The following is a 12,202-nucleotide window of genomic DNA, read 5'->3' on the forward strand; positions in this document are numbered from 1 at the left end:
TTGAGGGTGCGGAGTTGATGATAATGATTCTCAGTTACGTGTCAACCTCCCTGACGGGTCGTCAGTCCTCGACGGCGTCGTCCGGTGCCTCGTCCGGCATCGCCGCGAGCGTCCGTTCCAGGGCTTCCAGGTCGGGAATGATGGCGGTGTCGTCGCGCACCAGCACGCGCGCACGGACACCGAAAGGCAGGTCGTGGCCGTCGTGGGTCGGCAGGAGAAGCTCGGCGTTGAGCGTCGTCAGGCGCGGAAAACCGTGGGTCAGCACGGCGATGTAAGGCAACTCGGGCGTGTTGCCCAGCGCCTTGAGCACCGCCACACGGGCCGCCTGCGGCGGGGCGTCATCGGGCAGCGCCGCCACATGGTCGAAGCGCACCAGCGGAATGCGCCAGCCACGCCAGGCGATACGACCGATCAACCATGCCGGCGAATCGGGCACCTGCTCCACGCCCGTCAACGTGATCACTTCCGCCACCGCGGCGTTGGGCAGCAGCAGGCGCACACCCGCGCTGGGGATCAGTACGCAGCGGATTTCGCGCGGTAACGGCTCGCTCATGGGAATTCCTCGATCAGTTTCTGCGCCAGCGCGGCCGCGTCGCCTGCGTAGGCGGCAACACGCTCCTCGCGGATGCCGGCCACCGCGTGGCCACGTTCGTCGCCGATGGGCACGCTTTCGATCCACACGCGACCGCCGGCGTCGTACACCGCCTGGGCGCCAGCCACGGCGTCGCTGCCGCGACCGTCGAACACGATGGCAAGGGCATCGGCACCGAAACCCTCCGCCACGGTGGCGAGGACATCGTCCACGGACGGCCCTGCGCTGCGGCTCGCGCTGTCGTCTTCGCCTACCACGACGCGACCGTCGCGACGGACCTGTACACGCGTGCCGCGCGGCACCACCAGCCGCTCACCGTGCGCGGTATGCGACTGCTGGCCCGCCACGGCCAGGTCGCCCAGCCGGCTCGCCAGGTGCTGCGTGTCGTCGTGGTGCACGGCCACGAGCAGAACGGCGGGCAGGCGCGCGGGCACCGCCGCAAGGAATGCCGCGACCGACGCCTCGCTGTCGCCACCGCCCGCCAGCACGACCACGCGGCGCACCGCACGCGCGCTGCCTTCGAGGAACATTTCGTGTGAGAACGCACCGTCGGTGCGCGGGGCAATCGCTTCTTCCAGCGACACCAGTTCCAGCGACATGCCCGGGCTGATGCCATGGCTGCCGTCATCGACGACGTCCTGGGCCAGGTACTCGGCAGCCGTCAACGTCTCGATCCCAAACTCGGATGCATCCGGACGTGCCGGGGTATCGGCCGTGATCGTGTCGTGGTCCACCAGGTCCCACGACGGTGCCGGTGGCGGCGCGTATTCGGTGGCGCGGTGTTCGATGTCCAGCGTGGGCGGGGCGGCCTGCGCTGCGCCCGACAGGTCCGGGGCATCGGCGGCCAGGCTGAACTGGCTGAGGTCGAATGCCCGTTCCGGCACCGCGGTGGGCGTCGGGGCGTCGTCGATGACCTCGAAGCCGGACAGGTCGAGCGATGCCAGTTCGGTCAGTTCGAGTGGCGCCGACGGTACGTCCTCCAGGCCGTCCGTGGTAATCGCCGATGCATCGGTGTCCGCCAGCAGGGCTTCCAGCTCGGCAGCGAGGTCGGCCGGATCGACACCCTCGTCATCCGCGGTGGCCGACAGGGTCGTGGAGAACACCAGCGGGTCGGACACATCGCTCGCGACATCGGGCACCCTATCCAGCGACACGGCCCTCTCGTCGGCACTCGGCACGAACGGCGAAGTGGCATAGCCGTGCGCCCCGGTGATCGCGAGATCGTCGGTCAGCGGCATGTCGATCGCCTCCTCGGCGGGCGCGACGACGCCGGTGATGGCCGCCAGTCGCGGCGCTAGCGCACGCGCATCGACCGGACGGGCCGGGTCCGCCGGCGGGGAACCCACCAGCTTCGCCGCCAGGTGGCGTGCCCAACGAGCCCGCGCCCAGCCTTCGAGATGGCGGCTGACATCGGAATCGTTGAATACGAGGCGCGGGTGACCGCTTTCCACGGTGTCGTAGAGACGGTCCAGGTCGTCGTCACCCGGGTCATCCAGGTCGATCACCACCACGTCCGCCGACGAGCCCACGAGTTCGGCGGGCGCGAAGGCGCGCAAGTCCGATTCGTAGACGATCGTCGCGCCGTGTTCGACCAATGCCTCGCGCAGGTAACCCGACAAGGCCGCATCGTCGAACAACAACGCGACCCTTGGCGCATGGTCAGTCATGGTGCACCCCGAGGACGTCGTTGATCTGCACGATGAGATCGTTTTCCTGGTACGGCTTGCCGATGTAGCGCTCCACACCGATGTCGAACGCGCGCTGGCGGTGCTTGTCGCCGGTGCGCGAGGTAATCATGATGATCGGCACCGCGGCCAGCCGTCCGTCCGCCTTCATCTGCGTCGCCAGCTCGTAGCCGTCCATGCGCGGCATCTCGATATCCAGCAGCATCAGGTCGGGCACGCGTTCGTTGAGTTTTTCCAGTGCGTCCACCCCGTCCTTGGCGGTCATCATCTCGAACCCGTGGCGCTCGAGCACGCGCCCGGTGACCTTGCGCATGGTGATGGAATCGTCCACCACCATCACCAGCGGCTTCACGCGCACCTCGTCCTGCGCGCGCGGCGCCTGTGGCATGGCGGCTTCGGCCTCGAAGGCGCGACGCGCCACGCCGTGGCGAACCAGCGGCGCCAGGTCGAGGATCATCAGCACCGAGCCGTCGCCCATGATGGTCGCACCCAGGATGCCCGGCACCGAACTGACCTGCGGGCCGACCGGCTTGACCACGATCTCGCGCGAGCCCAGCACGGCATCCACGCGGATGGCCGCGCGCAGGTCGCCCGAGCGTGCCAGCAGCAGCGGAATGTCGCCTTCGTCCGGCGTGGCCACGATGTGCGTGCCCAGCAGCTGCGGCAGGTCGTGGATGGCGAACTCTTCGCCGAGGTAATCGAACGACGGCTGCTCGTCCGCCATGCGGTGGGCGAGCTCGTTGGGCTCGACATGCGCCACGCCGTTGACCGAGGTCATCGGGATGGCGAAGCTGGTTTCGCCGATGCGCACGATCAGTGCCTGGGTCACCGCCAGGGTAAACGGCAGGCGCATCACGAAGGTGGTGCCGCTACCCATGTCCGACTCGATCGCCAGCGTGCCGCCGAGCTGCTTGATCTCGTTGGCCACCACATCCATGCCGACGCCACGGCCGGCCACCTGGGTCACCGTCTCGGCGGTGGAAAACCCGGGCACCTGCGTCAGCTGCAGGATCTGGTCGTCGGACACGCGCGCATCCGGGCGCAACAGCCCGCGCTCGATCGCCTTGGCCCGGATGGCCTCGCGATCCATACCGGCACCGTCGTCAGACAAGCGCACCACCACCTCGGTGGCCTCACGGGCCACCTGGATGCGCACGGTGCCTTCGGGGTTCTTGCCGATGGCCTCGCGCTGCTCGGGTGCCTCGATGCCATGGGCCACCGCATTGCGCAGCATGTGCTCGAAAGGCGCCTTGATCCTGTCGAGCATGTTGCGGTCCATTTCGCCGTTGGCACCCTCCACCACCAGCTGGGCCCGCTTGCCGACATCGTTGGCGGCCTGGCGCAGCGTGCGGCGCAGGTTGGGCACCATGGCGTCGAACGGCAGCATGCGGGTCTGCATGAGGCCCTCCTGCAGTTCCGCATTCACGCGCTGCTGCTGGAGCAGCAGGGTTTCGGACTGCCGGGTCAGTTCGTCCAGGATCGTTTGCAACGACACCAAATCGGATACTGACTCCGCCAGCGCACGCGAGTACTGCTGCAACTGCGAGAAACGATCGAGTTCCAGCGGATCGAAGGTGGCCGAACCGGTGTCCGGATGCTCCTGGTGATAGCGCGCGATGATCTGCGCCTCGGTTTCGATCTCCAGCATGCGCAGCTGGCTGCGCAGGCGGCTGACCGTCTGCTCGTGCTCGGTCAGCGTCGAACGGAAGCTGGCCGTCTGCTGCTCCAGGCGCGAACGGTAGATCGACACCTCGCCGGCATGGTTCACCAGCGTATCGAGCATGTCGGCGCGAACGCGGATCTGCTCCTGCGAGGCGCGTTGCAGTTCTTCTTCCTCGAACTCGGGCAGCAGCTCCGGAAGGTCGCGCTCGAGCACCGGGATGATGTCGGGCTCCGGCACGGGTTCGGGGGCCGGAATGTATTCGGCGGCTTCGCGCTCTTCGCGGTAGGCCTCGGCCGTGAGCGTGTCCGGTGCGATCGGCGCACCGGCCAGGCGCGCGAACGGTTCGATATCGGCATCGCCCAGCCAGATCGGGCGATGCTGCGCGATGCCCTGGATCATGCCGTGCAGGCGATCGAAACCGGTTTCCATCGCTTCGATGGACGCCCGGTCGCTGTCGCGCTGCCCGGAAGCCACCGCATCGAGCAGCGCTTCCATGGCGTGGGCCATGTCGCCCACGGGCGGCAGGCCCGCCATGCGCGCACTGCCCTTGAGGGTATGCAGGTCGCGCTGCAACGCCGTCACGTGCTCGGCGACATGCGGCTCGTTGCGCCACGCGGCCAGGGCACCATCGGCATGGTCGAGGATCTCCCTGCCCTCCTCGATGAACACCTCGAGCAGGTCGGGATCGATGTCCGCATAGGGCGACAGTTCGGGCACCAGCGCCGGGGCCGGATCGTCCACCGGTATATGCACCGGCTCCGCGAGCGGCTCGTGCGACTGATCCTCGATGACGACCGGCACCTCGGGCTCGGTGACGGGAACGGCGGCTTCGACGACCGGAGCGTCGATGTGCTCTTCCTCGCTCGCCGAAAGAGCGGCATCGTAAGCATCCTCGTCCGAGGGTGTCTCGTCGATGGTCTCGTCGTCCGCTACGGCGTCGGGCTCGTCGGAGCGCGCCTCGACAAGACCGTCGTCGACATGCAGGACATCGCCGTCGTGCGACATCGGCTGTGGCAGATCGTGGACTTCGGCAGGCTCGCCACGAGCCGGTGCGTCGGCCGTGGCATCGAAACCTTCGGTCAGCGAGCGCCAGGCGGCGGCCTCCTGCTCGTCGTACTTCGTGATCGGTTCGACCACGCCCTCCGGCTTGTCGATCTCGAAACGCTCGATCGACGCAAGCAGTTCGGCCGTGAGGGAGTCGGTGGTGTCTACCGGTTGCAGGGGTTCCAACTCGACAGGCGGCAGCTCGTCGGACGGGGCGTCGGCCGGGTCTGCTTCGCCATCGCGGTGCGAAGCCGCCGTGGCCTCGAGGTCCGCCAGTTCACCCGCAAGCATGGCTTCCAGATCGGCCTCCCGATCCGTCGGTTCGCTTGCGTGTTCGGCGGCCTCCTCGGCCTCGTCGAGCGGCTGCCCATAGTCTGGCTCGTACAGGATATGGGCTACGGTGGCTTCGGGCTGCTCGTCACGCAGTGCGACGATGTGCGCCGCGAGCGCGGTGACATCCGGCACGTGCGGATCGGGCGCGTCGAACTGGTGCATGACGTGATCGACCAGGTCGGCCGTGTCGGTCAGGGCATCCACGCCTTCCACGCTGAGCGGATGGCCGCTGGCACGCACACGTTTGATGAGGCCCTCCAGCGGTGCCAGCACCTGGATCAGCACCGGGATGTCGACCATGCCGATGGCGCCATGCAGCGTGTGCACCGCGCGCAGCAGCGCATCGTCCACCGGCAGCTCACCGTCGCCGGCACGCGCGAGGTTGCTGCGGATGACGGTGAGGTACTGCGCCACTTCGGTTCGCAGGATGTCCAGCAGCACCGCGTCCACCGGCGGCAGCGGCGGCACGACATAGGCGGACTCGGCAGGTGCCGGCTCGGCCACGTCGGTGGGCGCCTGGCCGTAGGCGGCGAACGCGGCGGTGGGCACGTCGGCGATGGCGTCGCGCGGCACCCGGCGTTTCACCTTGGTGCGTACCGTCTGCACGGCGTTCCTCGCCACGTCCTCGACGAAGGCCATGTCGCCCATGCCGAGGCGATCGGCCGTCTCCATGATCGCAGCGATCGGCGCGCCCGGCGTGCTTTCGCCTTCCAGGGCGGCCTTCAGCTGCGGCAGCGCATCCACCGCGTGGCGGATCAGCGCCTGCACACCCTCGTGCGGCTCGATCGTCTTGTCGAGCACGCGGTTGAGCAGGTTCTCGACCTTCCAGGCGAATTCGCCCAGCAGGCGCGCGCCGACCAGGCGGCCGGAGCCCTTCAGGGTATGGAACGACCGGCGAATCGGCACCAGCGCCTCGCTGCGCGCCGTATCCGCCAGCCACGCACCCTGCGCCGCGCGCAGGTTGTCGATCTCTTCCTGGGTTTCCTCCAGGAAGATCTCGCGGATCTCGTCGTCGATGCCATCGACGGTGATCTGGAAGCCGGCGAACTCCGCATGGCCCGTGCCACCCACTTCCTGCTCGATCTCTTCCTCGATCTCGACCCAGTCGTCGTCGGTGCCCACAGGCACGGGGACGCGTTCGGGTTCGGGCTCCGCAGCGGCAGACGTTTCAGCCGCGGCGGCATGCGCGGCGATCTCCGCCTCGGTGGGCGGCTCGTCGACCAGGTCGAACGATTCCGCGAAGGTCGATACCGTTTCGCCCTCGTCCGCGCTCGTAGCCGGCACGGCGATGTGCTCGATCGCGGCGGTGTCGATGGCCTCCAGGGCGTCCTCGCCCATGGCTTCCGGCTCGTGCGAGGCGTGCACGGGCAACGGCCAGTAGCCGAGCTCGGCAAGGCTCTGCTGGGTCACGTCCAGGATATGTTCCAGCCCGCCGCGATGCTCGCGCGCCGCTTCGAGGTAATACTCCAGCGCCGCCAGCGCATCGGCCAGCCGGTCCATCTGCGCACCGTCGGGCACGCGACGATCGACCAGCAGTTCGCGGTGGATGAACAGGCCGACGCCATCGGCCAGTTCCGCGGGGCGCAACGCGCCCAGCATGCGCATGGCCCCGCCGATCTCCGCCATGAGTTCCGGCGTGCCGGCCAGTTGCTCGTGATCCCACGACGATTCGACGAAGGCGACGATCGCGTCCTTGACCTTCGAGGTGTTGCCGGTGGCCTCGCGCATCAGCGTAGCCAGGATGTGGCGCGCTTCGCTGCGCGGCAGCGGCGACGGCCCGAGCTCGGCTACCGCCTGCTCGTCGCCCTCGGCGCCGAGGCGTTCGATGTGGTCGTCCAGCGACGCCTCGACATAGAGCAGCGCGCCGGCCACGTCGAGCAGGGACTCCTCGTCGGGTTCGCGTACACCCGTGGCGATCTCGCCCAGGATGCGCCGTTGCTCCCCGACCACGCGACGCGGCACGCCCAGCGCCAGCATGCCCAGCGTGTCGCCCACGCGGTCGAGCACGTCGGCCTGCTGTCCGAGCTGGGCGGGGTCGCCGTCCGGACGACGCAGGAAGAGGTCCAGCGATTCCTTTACCCGCAGCAGGTCGTCCTTGATGGCGGCGGACACCGTATCCAGCAGCGCACGGTTGTGCCCCGACATGGAGCCGCGCGCATGCTCGACTTCGGCCTCGCGCGGCAGCAGGCCGTCCAGCCGGTAGGTCTGGCGCAGTTCATCCAGGCGCTCGCTGCCCGGTCGCGCCTGCGCCACGTAGTAAAGAAGCTTGCGTGCAAGGTCGTCGGCATCGCTCCGGAGCAGGGCCTCCTCGCCGCCATCGACCAGCTCGCGGATGGAGCGGTCGACACGGCCGATCAGCTGGCGCACGTCCTTTTCGTGGGCGCGCAACACGCCGCGCTCCAGGCCCTCCAGCACGCCGGCGGCGATCCACCACAGCCGACGGCCGGCGAGGGTGTAGCAACGCGCGGCGATGCTGTCCAGCGTCGCGCGCATGCCCAGCAGCTGGCGCTCGTTGCCCTGCCCGCGGAACCAGGCCAGCAGCTGCTGCTGGAAACGCGCGCGCAGGTCAGCCAGCTCGCCACGCGCGGCTTCGGCCGTCGCGGGATCGCCCGCGCCGGGTGCGGTGGTGGGTAGCACGGTGTCGAGGTTGGGCGTGAACAGCGCGGACTCGTGCAGCGACTGCTCGCCGCGGCTGGCGCGCAGGTCGTTCAGCAGCGGCAGCAATACGATGGGCACATCGCGATGACCGCTCTGCAGGCGCTCGAGGTAGTCGGGCATCTGCATCATGCCGCGCATCAGCACGGCATAGGCCTCGTCGCGATGGGCCACGCGGTCGTCGATCAGCGCGGCGACCAGTTGTTCCATCTCGCCGACGACCATCGCCGCGCCGTACAGCTCCACCATGCGCAGCGTGCCGTGCACCTGGTGCAGGTCCGCGGCGCAGGTGTGCATGACATAGGCGTCGCGCGAGTTGTCGACGTAGGACTCGAGGGCCTGGCGTGCCTTGGACAGGGCGTCGTCCAGCTCAGCCTTGACCCAGTGCAGCGTCGTGAAATCGGTATGGTCTTGGAGTCTCACTGCATCAGCCCGGCAGCTTGAAGTTCGCGACGGACAGTCGCAGGTCGTTCGCGAGCTGGGCCAGGTTGCCGATGGATTCGGCCGTCTGGCTGGCGCCCAGCGACGTTTGCGAGGTGATCTCCTGGATGACGTTCATGGTGGCCGAGGTGTCCGTCGCCGCCGCCGACTGCTGGCGTGCCGCGGCAGAGATGTTCTGGATCAGCGCCGAAAGGTCGTTCGACACGCGCTCGATGTCGCCCAGGGCGGTACCCGCGTCCTCGGCCAGTCGCGCACCGGCCACCACCTCGGCGGTGGTCTGCTCCATGGAGCTGACCGCCTCGTTGGTATCGGACTGAATGGTCTGGACCAGGGTCTCGATGCGCTTGGTCGCGCTCGCCGAGCGTTCGGCGAGACGCTGCACTTCGTCCGCGACCACCGCGAAACCGCGTCCCGCCTCACCGGCCGAGGCCGCCTGGATCGCGGCGTTCAAGGCGAGGATGTTGGTCTGTTCGGCGATGTCGTTGATCAGTTCGACGATGGAGCCGATCTCCTGCGAGGATTCACCCAGGCGCTTGATGCGCTTGGAGGTTTCCTGGATCTGGTCACGGATCGAATCCATGCCCTGGATGGTTTCGCGCACCACTTCCGCGCCGCGCGAGGCGATCTGCACCGAGCGCTGGGCCACGTCGGCCGACTCCGCCGAATCTTTCGACACGGTATCCATCGAGGTGGCGATCTGGTTGATCGCCGAGGTGGCCGAGGTGATCTGCTGCGCCTGCTGCTCCGCCGCGTCGGCCAGGTGCATGGCGGTGGCCTGGGTTTCCTGCGCCGCCGCCGACACCCGTACAGCGGTCTCGTTGATGGTGGTGACGAGGTTGCGCATCTCGTCGACCGCGGAGTTCATGGCGTCCGCGATGGCGCCGGTGATGTCTTCGGTGACCGTGGCCTTGATGGTCAGGTCGCCCTCGGCGAGCGTGCCCATCTCGTCCAGCAACCGCATGATGGCGGTCTGGTTACGCTGGTTCAGTTCGGACGTGCTCTCCAGGCGACGCCGCTGGTCGCGCACCAGGTTGTACACCAGCAGCAGGGCGAACAGCACCGCGCCGATCGCGCCGAGCAGGCCCCACCAGACGTTCGGGAACAACCGGTTCAGCGGCAGCCTGGCGATATGGTCGGCGGACTCGTTGGCGCGCAGCAGCACCGTCTGCGAATCCAGCGAGGCCTGGTTGCCTGCGCGCTTGACGTCCTGAAGGTTGGGCGACGCGGCCACCAGCTGGTTCACCGGGTCGACCAGGTCGCTCCAGGAGGTCTGCATGCCTTCGAGGATCTTCCGCGCGTTGGCGTCGGTCATTGCACGGACACCGCCTTCGGCGTTGCCGTCGATCAGCCCCTTCAGCACCGCACCATAAAGCTGCGCGTCGCGCGACAGGCCGTCGGCGGCGGACTGGGCGCCGTCGCCACCCTGCAGGATCTCCTGCACGCGGCGAATCATGCGGTCGGCCATCAGCATCCAGCGTGCGATGGTGAAGGTCTGCTCGACCGAGGCGTTCTTCTGCTGGACGATGTTCAGCACTTCGTCGGTGCGCGCATTGAGCAGCGGCATCTGCTTGGCGAAGAGGTCGGCCCGCTCGCCCGAGGACAGCACGAGGTCCTTGTTGGAGAGGATCTTGCCGATATCCGCGTCCAGCTGGTGCCATGCGTTGGCCAGGGCGGCCACCGAGCGGCCGGCCTGCGAGCCGCCGTTGTCCGCATAGGCTGGCATGCCGCTCTTGTAGTCGCCCTTCACCAGGCGCTGCACCGCCGAGTCGATGGTGTTGCGGGTAGCCGACAACTCACGGAACGAGTCGCGGTTGCCGTCGGACGCCTCCAGGGCGTATTTCGCGGTCTGCTGCGAGAGCACCTGTACCTGCGTGGTCAGGGCGATGGCTTCCCGGTCCTCGCCGTTCTTGGTGTTCAACCACCAGAAGTCGACCGACGCCAATCCGATCGCCAGGAGAAGAAACACGATGACGATCGTGTAGCCACGTTCCCGGCCTGCGCCGCCTGCTGTCGTGCTCATATCTACCTCACCCAAACCTGGCAAAGCTAGCCGCCGGCGCCTCGAGGCTGCCGGCAAGACGAAGCGGTCGATACGACCGCCCCTCCGTTCCCCACGCGCGCGCGGTCGAACCGCGTCGCGCCCATCCTGTAGCGGGCCGGCGATGCCGCCGTCCCGTCCCCCGAAAGACGCCTTACAGCGCCGCCTGCCGAAAATCCGGTGCCCGTACCAGCCGGCTCATGCTGAACAGCCCGAAGGACTGCTCGCCCAGCGTGACGTTCTCCGCCACGAAGCGCGCCACGCGCGGATCGCGCTCGTCCTCGCCGGCGCCTCGCTGAGCCTCGTCCATCGTCCGCTGGCCGAACACCTCGTCCACCAGCAGTCCCACCGTGCCGCCGTGCTGGCGGACCAGCAGCAGGCGCGTACGCTCCGACGAGGGCGTGCGCTCGTCGAACAGGAACCGGCCCAGGTCGATCGCGGGTACCAGGTTGCCGCGCACGTTGGCCACGCCCATCAGCCAGGGTTGCGTCCCCGGCACGTGGGTCAGTGCCGGCACGGCCAGCAGTTCGTTGATTTCCTCGATGCCGCTGACGAACGCGCGACGCCCCACCCGGAAACCGATACCACGCCACCGGCCGAGCGATTCGACCCGCTCGGGCGCGTCGGCCGTGTGCGCCAGACAGGCACGTTCGTAGAAGGCGAGCAGCTCGAAGGGTGAGGTGGCGGCGTTCTCGCTCATGGCGACCTCAGTGTGTCGTGCCGGGGAGCAGGCCGGCGATGGTCGAGAGCAGCTCCTTCTCGTTCACCGGCTTGGTGATGAAGGCTTTCGCACCCTGGCGCAGACCCCATACCCGGTCGGTTTCCATCGACTTGGTGGTGATCATCACCACGGGAACGTCCGCCGTGGTCGGGTCGCGGCTCAGCGTTCGCGTCGCCTGGAAGCCGTTCATGCCGGGCATGATGACGTCCATGATGACCAGGTCGGGCTTGTTCGCGCGGATGCGCTCTATGCCGGCCTCGGCGTTTTCAACGCTGGAAACGGAAAAACCCGCCTTCTCGAGCAGCGTGGTGAACACGCGGACGTCGGTGGGCGAGTCGTCGATGATCAGGATATTTGCCACGCGTCCCCCTGGACGTCGTCGAGCGAGCCGGTTGGGTCAGCTCGCCGTCGCATAACGGTGAATCGCGCCGAGCAGCTCGTCGCGGGTGAAAGGCTTGGTGAGGTACTGGTCGGCGCCCACGATGCGGCCGCGCGCCTTGTCGAACAGACCGTCCTTGGAGGAGAGCATGACCACCGGCGTACCCCGGAACTGGGCGTTGTTCTTGATCAGGGCGCAGGTCTGGTAGCCGTCCAGGCGCGGCATCATGATGTCGACGAAAATAATGTTGGGCTTCTGGTCGGAGATCTTCGCCAGCGCCTCGAAGCCGTCGACGGCGGTGAGTACGTCGCAGCCTTCCTTCTTCAACAGCGTTTCCGCCGTGCGCCGGATGGTTTTGGAATCGTCGATGACCATGACCCGCAAACCGGTCAGGTCGGTACCACGTCCGTTTTCGTTCACTGCGCCCCCGTGCCACGCAAAAAAACCGCAAATCCCGGAGCAGGATAGCCCCTCTTCCGGGCGTATTCCGTGCACTGGGTCGTCGTACGGGACCTGGAGCCCCGGCGGCACGCTCTTCTGGCGTTCCTCCCGATCGCTGTTTAATGGTTGGCACGGATTCCGTCAAGATGAATTGTTCTTAAAAGACCGGCGGCCGGTGAAATCCTGCCCGGCGCTCCACTAGACTTGGCA

At 67.8% G+C, this 12,202-nt stretch carries 7 protein-coding genes; all 7 read right to left on the reverse strand.

Annotation, left to right across the window (positions count from 1 at the left end; translation table 11 throughout):
• Positions 1-61 precede the first annotated feature (61 nt).
• On the reverse strand, positions 62-553 hold the full coding sequence (locus tag QRN34_RS09490) for a chemotaxis protein CheW (protein WP_285404024.1): 492 nt from the start codon (positions 551-553) through the stop codon (positions 62-64).
• Positions 550-2,259 (reverse strand): chemotaxis protein CheB, encoded by a 1,710-nt coding sequence (locus tag QRN34_RS09495; protein WP_285404025.1) that lies wholly within the window; start codon positions 2,257-2,259, stop codon positions 550-552. Before QRN34_RS09495 ends, QRN34_RS09490 begins: the two co-directional genes overlap by 4 nt.
• Positions 2,252-8,395, reverse strand: a complete 6,144-nt coding sequence (locus QRN34_RS09500; protein ID WP_285404026.1) for an Hpt domain-containing protein — start codon at positions 8,393-8,395, stop codon at positions 2,252-2,254. Before QRN34_RS09500 ends, QRN34_RS09495 begins: the two co-directional genes overlap by 8 nt.
• A gap of 4 nt (positions 8,396-8,399) precedes the next feature.
• Complete coding sequence (locus tag QRN34_RS09505) at positions 8,400-10,433, reverse strand: methyl-accepting chemotaxis protein (protein ID WP_285404027.1); 2,034 nt, start codon at positions 10,431-10,433, stop codon at positions 8,400-8,402.
• A 172-nt stretch (positions 10,434-10,605) separates the two neighbouring features.
• On the reverse strand, positions 10,606-11,151 hold the full coding sequence (locus tag QRN34_RS09510) for a chemotaxis protein CheW (RefSeq protein ID WP_285404028.1): 546 nt from the start codon (positions 11,149-11,151) through the stop codon (positions 10,606-10,608).
• A gap of 7 nt (positions 11,152-11,158) precedes the next feature.
• On the reverse strand, positions 11,159-11,533 hold the full coding sequence (locus tag QRN34_RS09515) for a response regulator (RefSeq protein WP_036136911.1): 375 nt from the start codon (positions 11,531-11,533) through the stop codon (positions 11,159-11,161).
• A 36-nt stretch (positions 11,534-11,569) separates the two neighbouring features.
• Positions 11,570-11,971, reverse strand: coding sequence for a twitching motility response regulator PilG (pilG, locus tag QRN34_RS09520; protein WP_036136912.1), 402 nt, complete (start codon positions 11,969-11,971; stop codon positions 11,570-11,572).
• Positions 11,972-12,202: the final 231 nt, after the last annotated feature.

This window comes from Luteibacter sp. ME-Dv--P-043b, from assembly GCF_030209605.1.
Lineage (GTDB): Bacteria > Pseudomonadota > Gammaproteobacteria > Xanthomonadales > Rhodanobacteraceae > Luteibacter.

Coding starts and splice junctions, on each gene's coding strand:
- QRN34_RS09490 (WP_285404024.1), bottom strand. CDS start 553: ATGAGCGAGCCGTTACCGCGCGAAATCCGCTGCGTACTGATCCCCAGC.
- QRN34_RS09495 (WP_285404025.1), bottom strand. CDS start 2,259: ATGACTGACCATGCGCCAAGGGTCGCGTTGTTGTTCGACGATGCGGCC.
- QRN34_RS09505 (WP_285404027.1), bottom strand. CDS start 10,433: ATGAGCACGACAGCAGGCGGCGCAGGCCGGGAACGTGGCTACACGATC.
- QRN34_RS09510 (WP_285404028.1), bottom strand. CDS start 11,151: ATGAGCGAGAACGCCGCCACCTCACCCTTCGAGCTGCTCGCCTTCTAC.